Below are 19,319 nucleotides of genomic sequence, written 5' to 3' on the forward strand. Positions count from 1 at the left end.
AGTGGGTGTTGAGAAATAAAAAACGCAGACCTCGGTCTGCGTTTTGCTTTAGTACTCTGTTGTTTTATTCAAAGTGGCAAACGTAATGAACTGGTTGTTCAGCACGGATAATGAAGTAACCACCCTTCTCCACTTCCCAACTCTGGCCTGCCTTGAACTCTTGTTCAGGGGAGCCGTTGATGCTAACAAAAGCATTGCCATCAACCACTTCCATGATTTCTTTAGTGCTTAGGTCAAAACGTAAGGTGCTTGGCAAAACAACGCCCACTGACTTACGCACGCCATTAGGCAATGTCACAGTGTGTGAAACGCACTTGCCATCAAAAAATACATTGGCTTTCTTGCCTACGGAAACTTGATCAAATTGCATGCTCATTCTTTCTTTTCTGCTTGGTTCAAATGTTTTACTTGCTTTTCTTTGTGTTATTTCTTGGCACGCTTACGTCTAGCTGTTTCAGCAATACGCATGCGTAAAGCATTGAGCTTAATAAAGCCACCAGCATCCGCCTGGTTGTAAGCGCCACCATCATCATCAAAGGTCGCGATGTTCTGATCAAACAAGGTATTGGCTGAATCACGTGAAATTACGGATACAGAACCCTTGTAGAGCTTCAAGCGAACAACGCCGTTTACTGCCTGCTGCGTGTGGTCAATCAAAGTCTGGAGGGCCAGACGCTCTGGTGCCCACCACAAGCCGTTATAAATCAAGCTTGCATAGCGCGGCATCAAATCATCTTTCAAATGAGCCACTTCGCGATCCAAGGTAATACTCTCAATGCCGCGATGCGCCTTGAGCAAAATGGTGCCGCCAGGAGTCTCGTAACAACCACGGCTCTTCATACCCACAAAGCGGTTTTCTACCAAGTCGAGGCGTCCAATGCCATGCTTGCCGCCGATGTGATTTAACTCAGCCAACAGCTCATGTGGCTTATAGGCCTTGCCATCAATCGCTACTGGATCACCGGCCTTAAATTCGATCTCAATAATCTCTGGAGCGTCCGGAGCTTTTTCTGGAGAAACTGTCCAACGCCACATGGACTCTTCTGCTTCAGCATTTGGGTTTTCTAAATGACGGCCTTCGTAGCTGATGTGCAATAAGTTGGCATCCATAGAATATGGTGATCCACCTTGCTTGTGCTTCATCTCAACCGGAATGCCATGCTTTTCTGCATAAGCCATCAACTTCTCGCGTGAAAGAAGATCCCACTCACGCCAAGGAGCAATCACTTTAATGCCTGGCTCTAAAGCGTAGTAACCCAACTCAAAGCGAACCTGGTCATTGCCTTTACCGGTAGCGCCATGCGATACGGAGTCAGCACCAGTTAAGCGCGCGATCTCAATCTGACGCTTAGCAATTAATGGGCGAGCAATCGATGTGCCCAATAAATATTCGCCTTCATAAATCGTATTGGCACGAAACATCGGGAATACGAAATCACGTACAAACTCTTCGCGCAAGTCATCGATAAAAATATTTTCTGGCTTGATACCAAATTGCAAAGCCTTGGCACGTGCCGGCTCTAACTCTTCACCCTGACCCAAGTCAGCAGTAAAGGTCACGATCTCACAGCCGTAAGTATCTTGAAGCCACTTCAAGATCGCGCTGGTATCTAGACCGCCGGAATACGCTAGGACTGCTTTTTTAATATCGGACATTTTTTATTCAATCAATAATTAACTAAAAACTTACTAAAACAAAACTCAGACTAATGACTTCGTATTTTATTGCTGACGTTGCATTGTTTAATCCAAACGACCGCAGAGCAAATACTCCATCAAGGCCTTTTGAACGTGTAGACGATTTTCTGCTTCTTCCCAAACAATACTTTGAGGGCCATCAATCACTCCCGCAGAAACTTCTTCGCCGCGATGGGCTGGCAAGCAATGCATGAACAATGCATCAGGCTTAGCCAAAGACATCAACTCCTCGTCAACCATCCAGTCCTGGAATGCATTCATACGGGAAGTGTTTTCATCCTCATAACCCATGCTGGTCCATACATCAGTAGTAACTAAGTCAGCACCTTTACAAGCTTCTTTAGGGTCGGCACAAATCGTCAAATGTTTTGCTGCCTTTGCTGTCAAACGCGCTGGATCTAATTGGTATCCCTCTGGCGCAGAGAAGCGCAACTGGAAGTCCAAGCACTCAGCAGCCTGAAGCCAGGTGTAAGCCATATTATTGGCATCGCCCACCCAAGCCACTGTCTTACCTTGAATAGGGCCACGAGCCTCAACAAAGGTAAAAATATCCGCCAAGACTTGGCAAGGATGAAACTCATTGGTTAAACCATTGATCACAGGCACACGAGAGTTAGCCGCAAAGCGCTCAATAATCTCCTGACCAAAGGTGCGGATCATGATGATGTCCGTCATCCTAGAAATCACCTGAGCGGCGTCCTCTACAGGCTCACCACGGCCTAACTGGGTATCTCGGGTGTTTAGGTATACCGCGTGACCACCTAGCTGGTGAATGCCTGCCTCGAAGGATAGACGGGTACGAGTGGAGTGCTTCTCAAAAATCATTGCCAAAGTACGGTCATGCAGTGGGTGCCATGTCTCGTAACTCTTAAATTTGGCCTTGAGCCAAGCCGAACGCTTGAGCAAATAGTCATACTCATCACGAGTGAGATCAGAAAACTGCAGGTAGTGCTTTACCTTACCGGGCACTTGAGGCTTTGCCAGGGATGTCATAGTTGAGCTTTCTACTAAAGTTTTGGCTTGCATTTTTTTCTTCAAACATTCGGCTGCACGAAAATAGATCCTAAAGTCATCTTACGGCCAACTGGGGCTGTTAAGCTAGAGGGCTTAGTAATACTATTTCTTACAACCATCATTACGCGAACTTGAACCACAAAAAGCTTTTCATTCAAGGCATTACCACTTCTGGCAAACCATTTCGGCCCAGCGATTGGGCGGAGCGTCTGTGCGGGGTGATGGCTACTTTTCGCCCTCCCGGAGATTCCTGTGACCCTCGCTTCACTTATTCGCCCTATGTCAGACCAGTGCTTATTGCAAAAGTGAAATGCGTTGTTATCGATACCAGACTGAGGGACCTAGATCCTCGAGCGCTAGACTTTGTCATGAACTTTGCCAAAGACAACAGCCTACCGATCGAAGAGGCTTGTGAGTTCAACCCAATGACCCCTACCCAGCCTTAAAAACAAAAACCCGCTCTGATGAGGAGCGGGCCTAGGTCGAAACTACTTCGACCAGCCTAAAACTAAAACTGTATTACGCTGCCATCGCCTTGATAGCTGCAGACAAACGTGACTTCTGACGAGCTGCAGTATTTTTGTGAGCAATCTTTTTGTCAGCAATCTTGTCGATTGTTGCTTGAGTTGCTGAAAACACTTTAGCTGCAGCAGCTTTGTCACCAGTTTCAATCGCTTTACGAACTGCCTTAATGGAAGTGCGGAGCTTTGAACGCAAACTGGAGTTATGTTCGTTTTGTTTTACTGCTTGGCGTGCACGCTTGCGCGCTTGTGCTGTATTGGCCATCTTTAAACCTTGCCTCTATAAATTGCAAAATGCGATTAGTTAAAAATCTTGCGGACTTGCCAGATTCATAAGCAAGTTCGCCAAAACCCAAGATTTTACATTAAAGGGGCAAAAAAGCCCAGCCGACTGATAAATAGGTGAAAATCGGCTCATGAACCTGCTTTCTGCCGCCGCCAAGGTCAGCTCTCTAACCATGGTGTCCCGTATTACGGGATTACTCCGGGAGACCCTCATTGCCCGTAGTTTCGGGGCTTCCGAGTGGACCGATGCCTTTAATGTGGCTTTTAGGCTACCCAATTTGCTGCGTCGATTATTTGCCGAAGGGGCCTTTTCCCAGGCATTTGTTCCTATTTTGGGGGAAATTTCCAGCAAAGGGAATCAAAAACAGGCCCAAATCCTCGTAAATGCAGTCTCTACCCTCTTATTTTGGGCTTTGCTGCTCACGGTATTGGCTGGCGTGATTGGCGCCCCAGCGCTCATTTTGGCCATTGCTACCGGATTTAAGGGTGGGCCAGCCTATGAGGCCAGCGTTGTCATGACAAGGATTATGTTTCCTTACATTGGCCTGATTTCACTGGTTTCTCTATCAGCCGGCATTTTGAACACATTCCAGCGCTTTGCGATTCCAGCCTTCACTCCGGTTTTACTTAATTTGGCATTAATCGGTAGCGCACTATTTTTAGCGCCGCATCTTGAGCAGCCTATTTATGCCCTCAGTATTGGCGTTCTCATCGGCGGCATTTTGCAGCTAGCGATTCAAATTCCTGCGCTTAAACGCATTGGCTTATTACCTCGCATTGGCTTATTACCGGGCGCCATAAAAACAGCCCTTACCAATCCCGATGCAAGACGTGTGTTGCGTTTAATGGGGCCCGCAGTATTTGCGGTCTCGGTTGCGCAGATCTCTCTCATTATTAATACCAACATTGCTTCACGCCTGCAGGCAGGAAGTGTTTCTTGGTTGTCATATGCCGATCGCTTGATGGAGTTTCCAACCGCACTGCTTGGCGTTGCACTAGGCACCGTACTTCTGCCCAGCTTGAGCAAAGCGAATGCAAAGAATGATGTAGCGCATGCTGGAGAGTTGCTTGTTTGGGGATTGCAACTGACATTTCTACTAGCCGCGCCTTGTGCGTTAGCGCTCTTTATTTTTGGCGAACCACTGGCAGCAGTGTTATATCACTACGGAAAATTCAATGCGCTAGATGTCCTCATGACGCAACGCGCATTAGCGGCTTATGGGGTTGGACTCATTGGCTTGATTCTGGTGAAGATTTTGGCGCCCGGTTTTTATTCTCGCCAAGATATTCGCACCCCGGTCAAAATTGGCTTGCTCGTTTTAGTTGCTACACAGTTAGCCAACCTCGTCTTTGTACCCTGGCTTGGTCATGCTGGACTTGCTCTTTCTATAGGGGCCGGCGCCTGCCTTAATGCCTCCCTACTGTGGGTTGGACTACATCGACGCGGCGCTCTACCAAGCTCGGCCTGGGCTAAGTATTTAGGTCAATTACTCCTGGCTCTTATCCCTTTCGCGGCGGTACTTTTTTATGCTGCGGGTGCGCATAACTGGATTGAACTGCAGGCACAGCCATGGCTCCGGATTGGCTTGCTAGCCGCATGGCTAGCTGTTGCTGCGATTGTTTACTTTGCTGCCCTAGGTTTAGTTGGAATTCGCTGGCAAAAATTCTTGCGTCATGCAAAATAGCCTTTATGCCAACACAACAACTCGACTATTTCACTTCCTTAGTTGCTGAAGACGAACACTTCCCATTAACGGAAGCAGCAATTGCCGTCGCACAACATGCCTACCCCGATTTAGATGTTCAAGGTGTCTTGGATAAGCTCGATCAATTGGGGAATAAATTAAAGTCGCGCGTGACTCCAGATACATCCCCAATTCAACGGCTACAAATTCTGAAGCATTTCTTTTATACCGAGCTGGGCTTTGGCCCAAATCCAAATGATTTTTACGCCCCCGAAAATTCATACTTGCACTACGTGCTTGAAAATCGCAGAGGCATTCCAATCTCATTAGCCATTCTCATGATGGAGCTAGGAAATCAAATTGGTTTAAAAATTCGGGGCGTCTCATTTCCGAATCACTTCATGATGCGTATCTCGCTTCAGCAGGGCGAGGTGATCATGGATCCTTTAACTGGTGAATCACTCTCCAAGACTCAGCTTCAAGAAATGCTTGATCCTTACTTGGATGCCAAGGGTTATCGTGGTGAACTCAGTCTGCCACTCAATATCTTCCTGCGCGCCTCTAGCTCAAGGGAGATTTTGTCGCGCTACCTGAGAAACCTCAAAATGATTTATTCAGAGCATGAGCGCTGGGAGCGTTTGCTAGGCATACAAGAGCGCCTAGTCATTCTTCTGCCTGATTCAATTGAAGAGATTCGAGACCGCGGCCTAATCTTTGCTCAACTGGAGTATTTGCGTCCAGCCTTAGAAGACATGCATCGCTACCTTAGCGAAATGCCAGAAGCAGAAGATGCAAGCGATATTCGTGAGCATATCGCTACGCTCGAAAGCCAAACTAAACTCCACTAAAACCAAATAACGTTGGTTTTAGTTGTTTTGCTTTATTGGATTTCTTTTTAGCTTTTCTGACGCTGAAAAATTTTGTAGATTGCAGCGAATGCGACCGGAATTGCAGCAGCGCCAACACCAACCAGTACGATCACATTCAAGTTCTGGCGAATGATAGGAATATTGCCAAAGAAGTAGCCGGCAATCACCAAGCCAAATACCCACAGGGCAGCGCCCGTGATATTAAATAACTGAAAGCGCGAGAAATTCATTTCGGATACACCGGCAATAAAAGGTGCAAAGGTACGAATGATCGGCAAGAAGCGTGCAAGGATAATGGTCTTGCCGCCGTGCTTTTCATAAAAAGATTGGGTTTTTAATAAAGCACCTTGATCAATCCAGCGCGATTTGCTGCTAAAGACGCGTTTGCCAATCCAGCGACCAATGAAGTAATTCACGGTATTGCCGGCAACTGCAGCAATTAGTAAGCCAATACATAAAGTCCAGATATTGAAATGCTCAGTAGCGCAATAAGCGCCAGCAATAAATAAAAGGGAGTCGCCAGGCAAGAATGGTGCAACAACTAAACCCGTCTCTGCAAATACAATCGCAAATAGCAAGCCATAGGCCCAAGGACCATATTGCTGAATCACCACATCGAGATGTTTATCAATATGTAGCAATAAATCACTAATTTGCAAAAGGGTATCCATCGAATCGCTCTCTAACTTACAGGTTGTTGCGGATATTAACAGGCTCTTATAATCAGGTATGCCAACTGAACCCTACATTCAGCCTATGCATGCTCCAAACAATGCCCCAACTCTTTGTATTGTTGGGCCTACCGGTGCAGGCAAAACCCATCTCGCCATGTCCTTGGCTGAGTATGCAAAATCGATTGGCCAAACCATTGAGCTCATCAGCATGGACTCGGCATTGGTATATCGTGGTTTGGACATTGGTAGCGCTAAGCCAACGAAAGCAGAACAAGCAGCTGTCATTCATCATCTGATTGACATCATCGAACCCACCGAGGTTTACTCGGCTGCTCGTTTTGCAAACGATACAAAACGTCTTTGCGCAGAAATTCGCGAACGGGGAAATGTTCCGGTCGTCGTTGGCGGCACCATGCTGTACTGGCGCGCTTGGGTACATGGTCTCTCCTCACTCCCGCCAGCCAATCCAGAAATTCGCGCCCGCTTAGATGAAGAAGGTAAAGCCATCGGCTGGCCAGCCATGCATGACAAGCTTGCCACAGTAGATCCCGAAACTGCCGCCCGCCTACAACCCAATGACTCTCAGCGAGTACAGCGTGCTTTAGAAGTTTTTGAAATTACTGGTAAGCCCATGTCAGAGTTACTCGCAAACTCACCCAGCGAAGATGGCAGAGAAGGCTCGGAAATTCCACCATGGATTAATTTAGTTTCACTTGAGCCTAGCGATCGCAAGAGATTGCATCTCAACCTAGAAAAACGTTTTGATGAAATGCTTGCTGCAGGTTTTCTGGATGAAGTGAAAACGCTGAGAGCAAATACTGGATTGCATGCAGACTTGCCAGCAATTCGCTCCGTTGGCTATCGCCAAGCCTGGGAATTTCTCAATGGAGAAATTGACGCTGAAGAGATGCGCTACAAAGCATTGGCAGCCACACGTCAGCTTGGCAAGCGCCAGCTCACCTGGCTACGTGCAATTGAGGGGAGAAAAACTTTTGACCCCTTCAACCCAGCAGAATTGAAGGCGGCCCTAGATTACTGCAAAGCCAACTTAAAAAAATAAGTTCGCTGCTATCGCTTTAGATAACGATAGTTTGTGGCGCATCCTTTGGACGCTCAACTACTTCGCCAACCGTCCAAGCCTTGAGGCCTTGCGCAGTTAATGACTTGATCGCAGTATCCGCTTGATCAGGGGATACGATCACTACCATGCCAATACCACAGTTAAATACGCGAACCATTTCTGCATCAGCAACGCCACCCTTCATTTGCAACCAACGGAAGAGTTCTGGCATTTGCCAGCTATCGCGATGCAATACTGCTTGCGTATTTTCTGGCAGCACGCGCGGAACGTTATCTACCAAGCCACCGCCAGTAATGTGCGCCATTCCTTTTACATTGATTTCAGAAATCAATTTCAACAGTGGCTTCACATAAATCTCCGTTGGCGCCATCACAACATCAGCCAATGAGCGGCCACCTAAATCATCAGTTGGCTTTGCGCCAGCACGTTCAATAATTTTGCGTACTAAGGAGTAGCCGTTCGAATGTGCACCGCTTGAACCAATCGCTAACACCACATCGCCCGGCACAATTGTTGCGCCAGTAATGATTTTAGATTTTTCAACTGCACCCACTGCAAATCCAGCGAGGTCATATTCACCTGGTGGATACATGCCTGGCATTTCTGCGGTTTCACCACCGATTAATGCGCAGCCAGATAATTCGCAACCTTTGGCAATGCCGCCAACAACTGTTGCTGCCGTATCGACAGTCAATTTTCCGCAAGCAAAATAATCTAAGAAGAAGAGTGGTTCGGCACCCTGAACCAAAATGTCGTTCACGCTCATGGCCACCAAGTCTTGACCAATGGTTTCGTGACGATTCCACTCAAAAGCCAATCTAAGCTTGGTACCCACACCATCGGTACCAGAGACCAATACTGGCTCTTTATAGCGCTTAGGCACCTCAAAAAGAGCTCCAAAACCACCAATTCCAGCTAAAACACCCTCTCGCATGGTTTTCTTGGCAAGCGGCTTAATACGGTCAACCAAGTCGTCCCCAGCGTCAATATCAACGCCAGCGTCACGGTAGGAAAGGCCTTTTGAGGAAGAATTAGTAGATGAGGTCATGTGAGCGCTGGAATATTAGTAAAAAATGCTTGTAGATCAGTAGAATCATTGAATTCTAGAGGATTACTCGTAATGGCTGAAATTTTTACCCCTTTTCTGGCTGCATTCATCCTAGCCTACATCCTGAGGCCTGCTTTTCTATGGCTGGAAAGACGGCGAGTGCCTTCGCCCTTGGCAGCAGGATTGACTGTAGTTCTCGGCTTAGCTGTCGTAATAGCGATTTTGAGCCTTTTTATTGGGCTCCTGAAAACAGAGATCCCCCTAATTAAAGCCCAGTTACCAACCTGGATCGCAAATACACAAGCCTGGCTTGGGCCTAAATTAGCTGAGTTTCATCTTGATGTGGATTGGGGTGCCTTAAAAAATTCAGCCTCACAAAAAATTTCGGAGCATATTAGCGATAACGCAGACTCACTCATGAGTAGCACCATTGACACCGTACTGATGTCCGGTAGCTCAGTGATTACTGGATTTGTAAATTCCGTATTAATTCTTTTTGTGATGTTTTATTTGCTGCTCGATTGGAATCAATTTTTTCAGTACGTTAAAAATATAGTGCCTCAGCGCGCCCAAGAAACTGTTCATCACCTTGCAATGCACACAGATGGCCTTCTATCACAGTATCTCAATGGCATGGTCATCGTTGTTTCCATCATGACCGCTTTTTACAGCATTTGCTTAAGTCTGATTGGCATTAAAGGTGCGGTGGCTTTAGGCGTATTCACTGCACTCATGATTGTGATCCCTTATATTGGCATCGCGTTGGGATTCACTCTTGCCGTCATTTCGGCGCTGCTTCAGTTTGGCCCAGGCCCAGAAATCATCGGCGTGCTCTTGGTATATGGGATAGGGCAGTTTCTCGAGGGCTTCTTTCTTACGCCTCGCCTAGTAGGCGAGCGCATTGGCCTCCATCCGGTTGCAGTGCTATTTGCCTTGCTCTTTTTTGGCAAGATATTTGGTTTCTTTGGCGTACTTCTAGCATTACCTATCAGCGCTGTTAGCTTAGTGTTAGTGCAATATCTCTGGTCCGTGTACTCGCAAAGCTCTTGGTATCAAAAGTAAATTCGGCAGCAATGAATAAATCCTCTCTTCCAAAACAATTTGCACTTGATATCAGCCACGCTCCTAAAGCGAGTTTAGAAAACTATCTGCCCGGCAAAGACCTTGCTTTGATTTCTGCTCTGCAGGATATTGAAAAGACCTGGGTGAAGGTGAATGCTTCTGGCTCTGAGAATCCATTAAATCAACGCTGGATTTACTGGTGGGGACCGGAAGGTTCTGGGCGTACCCATCTACTTCATGCCCTTGAGAATGCAGCTGAAAAATGTGGTCTTGAACACACCGCTCTTACTCCAAGCGAACCGACCGCATGGGTTCGTCTAGAAGAAAAGATGGCGACCCTAACGGAAAGTACAACCCCTTCCGTCATTACCGTAGATGATGTTGATCGCTTGGATGATCGTCTTGTTGGGTCACTTTTCAGAATACTGAATGGCGTTCAAGCAAGTAAGGCGATCTACGTTTTTATGGCCGGCAATGCTGCCCCAGCCAATTTAAAGCTTCGAGAAGACCTGCGGACCCGCCTGGGCTGGGGTTTGATCTTTCAGACCCAGCTTTTGGACGATGATGAGAAAATACAAGCATTAGAGGGGGCAGCCAAAGCGCGAGGACTTGTTTTATCTCACGATGTGTTGCCTTGGCTCTTAAGTCGTTTTTACCGAGATATGCCCAGCTTAATGGCTTTAATTGACGCATTGGATGCTTACTCGCTAGAAACAAAACGTGCTGTAACCTTGCCTCTTGTTCGTGAGCTCTTACAGCCCAAATAATTTACTCGATATTTCATTCGTGACTCAGTTAGCCCTCTTCGATTTAGACCACACTCTTTTGCCCTGCGATAGTGATTACGAATGGGGTCAATTTTTGGCTCGCATTGGTGTTGTGGATAGCGAATATTACGCACGACAAAATGAGCGTTTCTATCAAGACTACAAAGATGGCAAGCTCGATATTCATGAATTTTTACGCTTTGCCTTAAAGCCGCTTTCAGAGCATTCACGCGCGCAGCTTAAAGAGTGGCACGATGCCTTCATGAAAGAGGTCATCAACGGCCAACTACGCCAACAAGCGATTGATCTTGTAAAGCGCCATCAGGATGCTGGCGACCTTTGCTGCGTTATTACAGCTACTAATAGTTTTGTGACACGCCCGATAGTCGAAAGTTTTGGTATCGAACACCTCATTGCGACTGAGCCAGCCACCAAAGACAATCAACCACTAGCCAACTACACTGGCGAAGTCAGGGGGATCCCAAACTTTCGTGAAGGCAAGATTCAAAATTTGCATGACTGGCTGGCATCTCAACACTTATCTTTAGACACCCTGCCTTATAGCTACTTTTATTCCGACTCGATGAATGATCTTCCCCTACTTGAAAAGGTAAGCCATCCTGTTGCTACTAATCCAGATGAGCGTCTTCGCAACGAAGCCAAGCAGCGCAACTGGCCCATTCTTGAATTGTTTGCATGATCACTAAATTTATTAAACGTATTTTGCGGCGTGACCCAATGGTCAAGCACACCCAGGCCAATAACTCTGGTGCACCAAAACGCATTCCCAAAAAAGCGCACCGCATCGACCCACATTTACTTTCAAAAAATGCCGTTAAGGTAACCCACACATTGCAGCAAGCGGGATATGAAGCATTTATTGTTGGTGGCGCTGTCCGAGATCTTGCACTTGGCATCAGCCCCAAAGATTTTGACGTTGCCACCAATGCAACACCAGATCAAGTTCAAAGACTCTTTCGCAAGGCACGTCTCATTGGTCGCCGCTTTCAGATTGTGCATGTGACTTTTTTTGGCAAGGGTCATCCTGAAATTATTGAGGTATCGACCTTTAGAGCCCTGCTGGATAACGCTGGGGATCACGTAGCCGAGAGTGGTCGCATTTTGCGCGACAACGTTTGGGGGTCACAAGGTGAAGATGCTGCGAGACGTGACTTCACAATCAATGCGATGTATTACGACCCTTCATCAGAAACAGTGCTCGACTATCACGGCGGCATGGCCGACATGCAAAAGAAAACCTTGCGCATGATTGGCGATCCAGCAAAGCGTTATCGCGAAGACCCAGTTCGTATGCTCAGAGCAGTTCGTTTCGCCGCTAAGACGGGTTTTGAATTAGATAATGCAACACGCGCACCGATTGCAAAGCTAGGCAAACTCTTAAACGATGTTCCCTCGGCCAGACTGTTTGATGAAATTCTGAAACTCTTGATGTCGGGCTACTCTTGGAAAGCCATCCAAGGACTAAAGGATGCAGGACTGCATCATGGCCTACTTCCGCTGCTAGATCACATTCTAGATAAAGGCGAAGACTCCAAAGGGGCTAATAATTTTGTAAAGCTTGCTTTAGCCAATACCGATGACCGCATTCAATCTGGCAAAAGTGTTTCTGCTGGATTTTTATTTGCCACCCTACTTTGGCCTGACCTACTCAAGAATTGGAAGGCTTACTCTGCTAAAGGTATGGCCAATATTCCAGCCCTGCATGATGCGATGGATGACACGATTGCCACCCAAAGTAGCGGCATGACCATTCAACGCCGCTTTGAGAGCGATATGCGTGAGATTTGGTCTATGCAGCCCCGTTTTGAAAGGCGTGTAGGTCGCTACCCCTACCGCTTGATCGAATCCCCGCGCTTGAGAGCAGGTTATGACTTTATGTTGCTACGCTGCGCCACCGGGGAGCTAAACCCTGCGATCGGTCAATGGTGGACAGACTTCATTGCAGCCGACCCTACCGGGCAAGAAGAACTCATGGCGGCAATCAAAAATGAATCCGGCAATAGCCTCAGCCCGACTAAACGGCGGCGGCGCAGAAAGCCCAAGTCAGCAGTGCCCCCTGAGAGTGCAGCGAGCTAAGCAAACTTAGAGAAATTTCAGTAAAGTAGTTTCATCTCTTGTTTGGAAAACTATGGCACGGGCATTTATCGGATTTGGCGGCAATATCGGCGACACGCGTCAGCTCATTACTGATGCCATCGTTTGCTTGGCATTACGCTCCGAACTCCAAATTCTTGCAAAAAGCTGTTTTTATCAAAGTGCGCCAGTTGAGGCTACAGGCGGCGACTACATTAATGCTGTCATTGAAGTTGAAACTGAACTAAGCCCCTACGGCCTTTTACATGTATGCCAAACCATTGAGCAGGAGTTTGGTCGTGAGCGACCCTATGCAAATGCTCCGCGAACTCTAGATTTAGATATCCTTTGTTTTGAAGGGGTCACTCAGAGTGAAACAGAGTTAATGCTTCCGCACCCCAGAATCATTGAGCGCTCATTTGTATTGCTACCTCTGCTAGAAATAGCGCCAGATATCTTTCTACCCAATTGGGGCGAACTCAAAGCCTATTTACCTAATGTAACCCACCAAAGAATTGAAAAACTCGCCTGCAGGAACTGCAATTGCGGGGAAAAAGACGTTTATAGCCAAACGGCACATTAATTCATTAAACTCTCGCCATGGGTTACTTACAAGGCGACAAGCCAATCACGATTACTAAGCTCCTCGCAATGCACGCTGAGGGTGAAAAGATTTCTATGCTCACCGCATATGACTCCACCATGTCAGCGCTTCTCAATCGCTGTGGGGTAGAAACCATTTTGATTGGTGATTCATTGGGCAATGTGATTCAAGGACACTCAAGCACTACACCAGTCACCATTGAACAAGTGGCTTATCACACTGAATGTGTAGCTCGCGCCAATACCCATGCTTTTGTTATTGCTGATCTCCCATTTGCAAGCTACGGCGATACCGTACAAGCCTTAGATTCAGCGGCCACTCTCATGCGTGCTGGTGCTGATATGGTGAAGCTAGAAGGTGGTGGTGACTGGCAAGTAGACATCATCCAATATTTAGTTGAACGTAGTGTTCCTGTCTGTGCACACTTAGGCTTGTTACCGCAATCCGTTCATGTTTTGGGTGGCTACAAAGTACAAGGCAAATCCAAAGATGCTGCTAGTGTCATGCTTGAGCAAGCGCTGGCATGCGAAGCAGCTGGAGCCCAAATGTTGGTACTAGAAGCTATCCCCTCTTCGCTAGGCGAAAAGATTACTGCTGAACTGCACATTCCAACGATTGGTATTGGTGCTGGCCCAGATTGTTCTGGCCAAGTATTGGTTCTGCAAGATATGTTGGGCATTAGCCCAGGAAAGCCGCCAAAGTTTGTTAAAAACTTTATGGATGGTCACTCTTCCGTTGAGGCCGCTATCAAGGCTTATGTACGCGAAGTGAAGTCCGTGAAATTCCCCGGACCTGAGCATGGCTTTGCTGGCTGATTGCCAGCTAGCCTGCCCACCAGCAATTAACTAAAGAAACTCTTTACGCCGTCAAACCAGCCTTTTTGTTGGGGGCTATGCTTATCACCGCCAGACTTTAAGCTGTCATCAAACTTTTGCAACAATTGCTTTTGTTCATCAGTTAACTTAACCGGCGTTTCCACTAGAACGTGCACAAAGAGGTCGCCCACTAAGGTCGAGCGCAGGCCCTTGATGCCTTTGTTGCGCAAGCGGAATGTTTTACCAGTTTGCGTACCCTCCGGAATCAGAAACTCAACGCGCCCAGCAAGGGTTGGCACTTCGATGTCTCCGCCAATCGTTGCTGTCGCAAAAGAGATTGGCATCTGCACGTGCAAATCACTACCGTCACGCTCAAATACTTTATGCGGTTTAACCCGCACCTCTACATAGAGATCGCCAGCTGGTCCACCATTAATGCCGGGTTCGCCGTTACCGACTGAGCGAACGCGCATACCATCATCGATACCTGCTGGGATTTTGATCTCCAGCGTTTTTTGTTCTTTGTGTTTTCCACTGCCATGACATGTTTTGCAAGGCTTGGGAATGTACTCGCCAGTACCGCGGCATTTAGGGCAAGTTTGCTGCATGGAGAAGAAACCTTGCTGAACACGTACTTGGCCGTGTCCGCCGCAAGTTGTACAAGTTTCCGCTTTTGTTCCTGGTTCTGCGCCAGTGCCATGACATGGCTTGCAATTACTCCAACTAGGCACGCGAATTTGGGTTGTATAGCCCTCAGCCGCTTGCTCAAGGGTGATGTCCATGTTGTAGCGCAAATCTGCGCCTTTGTAGACTTGCGGACCAGCCTGACGGCCACCACCTTGACCAAAGATGTCGCCGAAGATATCTCCAAACGCATCAGCAAATCCGCCGCCGCCGAAACCACCACCGCCAAATCCGCCACCCATGGATGGATCAACGCCTGCGTGACCATATTGGTCATAAGCAGCGCGCTTATTGGGGTCGGTTAGTGTTTCGTAAGCTTCTTTAACTTCTTTAAATTGAGCTTCAGCCGTTTTGCTATCGGGATTGCGATCTGGATGATGTTTCATCGCCATCTTGCGATAAGCTTTTTTTAACTCATCATCACTGGCACCTTTTGCTACACCAAGCACTTCATAAAAATCGCGTTTACTTTTAGGCACGGCCTATTCCTCTCAACAACCTGAATGACACAAGTCGGCACGAGGCCGACTTGTTATTTAAGTACATCAAAACTACGTTAATGAATGTCTGATTTCAGAATTACTTCTTGTCATCAACCTCTTTAAAGTCAGCGTCAACAACATCTGCATCAGGAGCAGCGCCTGGAGCTGCGCCACCAGGAGCCGCACCAGCAGCACCGCCACCAGCTTTCGCTTGTTCAGCAGCCATGACTTTTTCGCCCAGCTTCTGACTTGCTTTACCCAAAGCTTCAGTTTTAGCTTCAATTGCCTCTTTGTCGCTACCTTTGATAGCCTCATCCAAGTCTTTCAAAGCCGCTTCAATCGCTTCTTTTTCGGAGGCTTCTAAGCTAGCGCCGTGTTCTTCCAAGGCCTTCTTGGTTGAGTGAGCCAAGGCATCCGCAGTATTACGTGCAGTCACCAACTCCAGTGCCTTCTTATCTTCAGCGGCATTAGCTTCTGCATCTTTCACCATGCGTTGAATTTCTTCTTCGGTCAAGCCAGAGTTGGCCTTGATAGTGATCTTGTTCTCTTTACCAGTGGTTTTGTCTTTTGCTGTTACATGCAAAATACCGTTGGCATCAATATCAAAGGTCACTTCAATTTGCGGCATGCCACGTTGTGCTGGAGCGATACCCTCAAGGTTAAATTCACCAAGCAACTTGTTTGCAGCAGCCATCTCGCGCTCACCTTGGAAACACTTGATAGTTACGGCAGGCTGGTTATCTTCCGCAGTGGAATAAACCTGTGAATGCTTGGTAGGAATCGTTGTGTTCTTAGGAATCATCTTAGTCATCACACCACCAAGAGTCTCGATACCCAATGACAACGGGGTAACGTCCAAGAGCAATACGTCTTTACGATCGCCAGACAATACGGAACCCTGAATCGCAGCACCAACGGCTACGGCTTCGTCTGGGTTAACGTCTTTACGTGGCTCTTTGCCAAAGATTTCTTTAACTTTGTCTTGAACCGCAGGCATACGTGTTTGACCGCCGACCAAAATCACGTCGTCAATGTCAGCTACGTTCACACCAGCATCTTTAATCGCAGTTAAGCAAGGACCAGCGGTGCGCTTAATCAATTCCTCAACCAAAGACTCCAACTTGGCACGGGTCAACTTCAAGTTCAAATGCTTAGGACCGCTAGCGTCAGCTGTCACGTATGGCAAGTTGATCTCAGTTTGCTGCGCAGATGACAATTCGATCTTGGCTTTTTCTGCAGCATCTTTCAAACGCTGTAATGCCAATACGTCTTTGCTCAAATCCACGCCTTGTTCTTTCTTGAACTCATCAATGATCCAGTCAATGATGCGCTGGTCAAAGTCTTCACCACCCAAGAAGGTATCGCCGTTAGTGGAGAGCACTTCAAACTGCTTCTCACCGTCAACGTTAGCAATCTCAATGATGGAAACGTCGAATGTACCGCCGCCCAAGTCATACACAGCGATCTTGCGATCTACTTTGTCTTGCTTGTCCAGACCAAAAGCCAATGCTGCAGCAGTTGGCTCATTGATGATGCGCTTCACATCCAAACCAGCAATACGGCCAGCATCCTTAGTCGCTTGACGTTGGCTGTCATTGAAGTAAGCAGGAACAGTAATCACTGCCTCTGTTACTTCTTCGCCGAGATAGTCTTCGGCTGTTTTTTTCATTTTGCGCAGAATTTCAGCGGACACTTGTTGTGGCGCCATTTTCTTGTCGCGTGCTTGAACCCAAGCATCGCCGTTATCAGCAGCAATAATTGAATAAGGCATCAAGCTGATGTCTTTTTGTACTTCAGGATCTGTAAATTTACGGCCCATCAAACGCTTCACTGCGTAGATAGTATTTTTAGGATTCGTCACTGATTGACGTTTTGCTGGTGCGCCAACCAATACTTCACCATCCTCAACGTAAGCGATGATGGATGGAGTTGTGCGACCGCCTTCGGCGTTTTCGACAACTTTAGGTGCATTGTTTTCAACGACTGAAACGCATGAATTCGTGGTTCCTAAGTCGATTCCGATAATCTTTCCCATAATTGCTCCAAAAAATTAAATTGTTTGTTGTACTAATGAATATTTCGATACCCATTAAATGGGGTCTAAAAAAGGGATTTCAAGGGGATAAAGAGCAAAAAAGGCAGAAATCTGCCTTTTTTATGCTTTTTAGGGGTTTAAGCCCTCTTTTTGGCCTATTTCGGGGCGCTAACCGTCACCAAAGCCGGTCTGAGAACCCGATCCGCTACGGTATAGCCACGTTGCAGCACTGAAACCACGGTATTAGGCTCTTGCTCAGAAGGAACTGAAGCGATGGCCTGATGGTGGTGAGGATCAAATTTATCCCCAACCGCTGGGTTAATTTCAGTCATGCGGCCTTTTTCAAAGGCGGAAAGCAACTGCTTGAGAGTAATCTCCAGGCCTTCTTTAAATGCTTTGGCATCGCCAGCATCAGTACTCAATGCTGCGTAGAGACTATCAGTCACTGGCACCAAATGCTCTGCAAAACTTTCAATGGCGAACTTATGCGCCTTGGCAATATCTTCTACGGCACGACGGCGAATATTTTCACCCTCAGCCTTGGCGCGCAAGAAGTTATCTTGCAATTCACCAACCTTTTGATTGAGCTCGGCAATTTCTTGCTCAGGCGTTTTTACAGCAGGAGTTTCAGATGCAGTTTCCGCAGCAGGATTAACCACTGAATCTACCGTAGGATTTTCTTGCTCAGAAGATGGGTTTTGATTTTCTTGTGTCATGGACGCTATTTTACTTTTCTATAAAGAATGGCTATTACTTTGCAATATGGGGTCAATTCATTCAATTTCAAGACTTCATTCTTTCGGCGATTTCAGCTCTTTCATTACGCTTCACCAATTCAGCCTCAGACTCCATTCCTAAAGACCAACCTTGAAGATGGTGATGGGCAATGTCGCCCAGAGCCTCTATCCACTTAGGGTTGTTGTTTAGGCAGGGAATATAACGATAGTCTTTGCCGCCATGTTCTAAGAAGATTTCGCGAGCTTCCATCGCAATCTCTTCAAGAGTTTCCAAGCAATCCGCCGGAAATCCAGGGCAAAAAATATCGATGCGCTGACAACCTTCTTTAGCTAACTTTTCAATGGTTGGGGCTGTGTAAGGCTTTAACCACTCAGCTTTACCAAAGCGTGATTGAAAGGTCACAATATATTGACCCGGCTCCAAACCTAGCGACTCACCAAGCAAGCGCCCAGATTTAAGACACTCGCAATGATAGGGGTCGCCCTTCATGAGGTTGCGTTTTGGTAAACCATGAAACGACATTACCAAACGATCGCCTTTTGCAAAATCAGGTCGACCGTCTTTATCCCAACTACTTAAGACCTGATCACGCAAAGCATTAATGTAAGCCGGGTTGTCATGATAGTGCTTCACTAAACGCAGTTCTGGTTGATCTCGCCAAGTGCTGAGAACACGGAACACCTCGTCAAAGCTAGAGGCTGTTGTTGTAGCGGAATACTGGGGATACAAAGGCAATAGTAATAAACGCTCCATACCTTGTGCCTTGAGGCCTTCAAGTACAGCCTGAGTTGACGGCTCACCATAGCGCATTGCTAAATCTACTAAAACGGCATGGCCCTCGTTAGCAAATTTTTCACCCAGCTCTTTAGCTTGCAAGCGGGAGTAATGCATCAAGGGAGAACCAAGTTTCGGCAGCCAAATAGAGGCGTATTTTTTAGCAGATGCACTACTGCGGATTGGCAAAATAATGCCGTTCAAAATACACCACCAAATGATGCGCGGAATTTCTACTACGCGCGGATCAGAAAGAAATTCTTTTAAATAGGCGCGAACTGCTTTTGGCGTTGGAGCAGATGGCGTTCCCAAATTAAGTAGTAAGACTGCTGTTTTGGAAGCGCGTAGGTGCGGGTTCTGATTCAAGATATTGTGTCTCTAGTAAATAA

Annotated in this window: 20 protein-coding genes; 10 read left to right on the forward strand and 10 right to left on the reverse strand. The window is 47.1% G+C overall.

The features are described from left to right. Positions 1-64: 64 nt before the first annotated feature. The 3 genes from ppnP to argF form a co-directional block, all read right to left on the reverse strand. Positions 65-376, reverse strand: a complete 312-nt coding sequence (gene ppnP / locus ICN18_RS00740; protein WP_255532028.1) for a pyrimidine/purine nucleoside phosphorylase — start codon at positions 374-376, stop codon at positions 65-67. 47 nt (positions 377-423) lie between these two features. Beyond that, positions 424-1,656, reverse strand: a complete 1,233-nt coding sequence (locus ICN18_RS00745) for an argininosuccinate synthase (protein ID WP_216188650.1) — start codon at positions 1,654-1,656, stop codon at positions 424-426. A gap of 87 nt (positions 1,657-1,743) precedes the next feature. Beyond that, positions 1,744-2,691 (reverse strand): ornithine carbamoyltransferase, encoded by a 948-nt coding sequence (gene argF, locus ICN18_RS00750; protein WP_216188651.1) that lies wholly within the window; start codon positions 2,689-2,691, stop codon positions 1,744-1,746. Between the two features lie 152 nt (positions 2,692-2,843). Between argF and ICN18_RS00755 the strand changes: the two genes are divergently transcribed. Beyond that, the gene (locus tag ICN18_RS00755) at positions 2,844-3,158 is read left to right on the forward strand and encodes a DUF3579 domain-containing protein (RefSeq protein WP_216188652.1); all 315 of its coding nucleotides are present in this window, start codon (positions 2,844-2,846) and stop codon (positions 3,156-3,158) included. Between the two features lie 73 nt (positions 3,159-3,231). On the opposite strand, the gene rpsT is transcribed toward ICN18_RS00755, so the two are convergent. Next, entirely contained in the window at positions 3,232-3,498 is a 267-nt protein-coding gene (rpsT, locus tag ICN18_RS00760; RefSeq protein WP_215391548.1) for a 30S ribosomal protein S20, read from the reverse strand. A gap of 151 nt (positions 3,499-3,649) precedes the next feature. Here rpsT and murJ point away from each other — a divergent pair, with 151 nt between their 5' ends. Both murJ and ICN18_RS00770 read left to right on the forward strand, forming a co-directional pair. Then, positions 3,650-5,203: a murein biosynthesis integral membrane protein MurJ gene (gene murJ, locus ICN18_RS00765; protein ID WP_216188653.1), complete on the forward strand. Its 1,554-nt coding sequence runs from the start codon at positions 3,650-3,652 to the stop codon at positions 5,201-5,203. Between the two features lie 5 nt (positions 5,204-5,208). Next, on the forward strand, positions 5,209-6,051 hold the full coding sequence (locus ICN18_RS00770; protein WP_216188654.1) for a SirB1 family protein: 843 nt from the start codon (positions 5,209-5,211) through the stop codon (positions 6,049-6,051). A gap of 47 nt (positions 6,052-6,098) precedes the next feature. Here ICN18_RS00770 and ICN18_RS00775 read toward each other — a convergent pair whose 3' ends face one another. Then, positions 6,099-6,743 carry a VTT domain-containing protein gene (locus tag ICN18_RS00775; RefSeq protein WP_216188655.1) on the reverse strand — a complete coding sequence of 215 codons (645 nt, stop codon included), beginning with the start codon at positions 6,741-6,743 and terminating at the stop codon, positions 6,099-6,101. A 58-nt stretch (positions 6,744-6,801) separates the two neighbouring features. Here ICN18_RS00775 and miaA point away from each other — a divergent pair, with 58 nt between their 5' ends. After that, positions 6,802-7,806, forward strand: coding sequence for a tRNA (adenosine(37)-N6)-dimethylallyltransferase MiaA (gene miaA / locus ICN18_RS00780; protein ID WP_216188656.1), 1,005 nt, complete (start codon positions 6,802-6,804; stop codon positions 7,804-7,806). Positions 7,807-7,822: 16 nt separating this feature from the next. On the opposite strand, the gene purM is transcribed toward miaA, so the two are convergent. After that, on the reverse strand, positions 7,823-8,875 hold the full coding sequence (purM, locus tag ICN18_RS00785; protein WP_216188657.1) for a phosphoribosylformylglycinamidine cyclo-ligase: 1,053 nt from the start codon (positions 8,873-8,875) through the stop codon (positions 7,823-7,825). 72 nt (positions 8,876-8,947) lie between these two features. On the opposite strand from purM, the gene ICN18_RS00790 reads away from it, so the two are divergent. Genes ICN18_RS00790 through panB form a run of 6 tightly spaced genes read left to right on the forward strand, consistent with a single transcriptional unit; the run spans position 8,948 to position 14,217 of the window. Beyond that, positions 8,948-9,937, forward strand: a complete 990-nt coding sequence (locus ICN18_RS00790) for an AI-2E family transporter (RefSeq protein WP_216188658.1) — start codon at positions 8,948-8,950, stop codon at positions 9,935-9,937. Between the two features lie 11 nt (positions 9,938-9,948). After that, the gene (gene hda / locus ICN18_RS00795) at positions 9,949-10,704 is read left to right on the forward strand and encodes a DnaA regulatory inactivator Hda (RefSeq protein ID WP_216188659.1); all 756 of its coding nucleotides are present in this window, start codon (positions 9,949-9,951) and stop codon (positions 10,702-10,704) included. A gap of 19 nt (positions 10,705-10,723) precedes the next feature. Next, positions 10,724-11,404: a histidinol-phosphatase gene (locus tag ICN18_RS00800; protein WP_216189419.1), complete on the forward strand. Its 681-nt coding sequence runs from the start codon at positions 10,724-10,726 to the stop codon at positions 11,402-11,404. Further along, on the forward strand, positions 11,401-12,801 hold the full coding sequence (pcnB, locus tag ICN18_RS00805; protein WP_216188660.1) for a polynucleotide adenylyltransferase PcnB: 1,401 nt from the start codon (positions 11,401-11,403) through the stop codon (positions 12,799-12,801). Before ICN18_RS00800 ends, pcnB begins: the two co-directional genes overlap by 4 nt. Positions 12,802-12,853: 52 nt before the next feature. Continuing rightward, positions 12,854-13,381, forward strand: a complete 528-nt coding sequence (folK, locus tag ICN18_RS00810; RefSeq protein WP_216188661.1) for a 2-amino-4-hydroxy-6-hydroxymethyldihydropteridine diphosphokinase — start codon at positions 12,854-12,856, stop codon at positions 13,379-13,381. A gap of 17 nt (positions 13,382-13,398) precedes the next feature. Then, positions 13,399-14,217, forward strand: a complete 819-nt coding sequence (gene panB / locus ICN18_RS00815) for a 3-methyl-2-oxobutanoate hydroxymethyltransferase (RefSeq protein WP_216188662.1) — start codon at positions 13,399-13,401, stop codon at positions 14,215-14,217. Positions 14,218-14,243: 26 nt separating this feature from the next. Here the strand turns inward: panB and dnaJ are convergent, their stop codons facing one another. The 4 genes from dnaJ to hemH all read right to left on the reverse strand — a co-directional run bounded on the left by dnaJ (position 14,244) and on the right by hemH (position 19,296). Then, positions 14,244-15,380 carry a molecular chaperone DnaJ gene (dnaJ, locus tag ICN18_RS00820; RefSeq protein ID WP_216188663.1) on the reverse strand — a complete coding sequence of 379 codons (1,137 nt, stop codon included), beginning with the start codon at positions 15,378-15,380 and terminating at the stop codon, positions 14,244-14,246. Between the two features lie 100 nt (positions 15,381-15,480). Beyond that, complete coding sequence (gene dnaK / locus ICN18_RS00825) at positions 15,481-17,418, reverse strand: molecular chaperone DnaK (RefSeq protein ID WP_216188664.1); 1,938 nt, start codon at positions 17,416-17,418, stop codon at positions 15,481-15,483. 155 nt (positions 17,419-17,573) lie between these two features. Further along, complete coding sequence (gene grpE, locus ICN18_RS00830; RefSeq protein ID WP_216188665.1) at positions 17,574-18,134, reverse strand: nucleotide exchange factor GrpE; 561 nt, start codon at positions 18,132-18,134, stop codon at positions 17,574-17,576. Positions 18,135-18,201: 67 nt separating this feature from the next. Continuing rightward, positions 18,202-19,296 carry a ferrochelatase gene (gene hemH / locus ICN18_RS00835; RefSeq protein WP_216188666.1) on the reverse strand — a complete coding sequence of 365 codons (1,095 nt, stop codon included), beginning with the start codon at positions 19,294-19,296 and terminating at the stop codon, positions 18,202-18,204. Positions 19,297-19,319 lie beyond the last annotated feature (23 nt).

The sequence above is a fragment of the Polynucleobacter parvulilacunae genome (assembly GCF_018881715.1).
Classification (GTDB): domain Bacteria; phylum Pseudomonadota; class Gammaproteobacteria; order Burkholderiales; family Burkholderiaceae; genus Polynucleobacter; species Polynucleobacter parvulilacunae.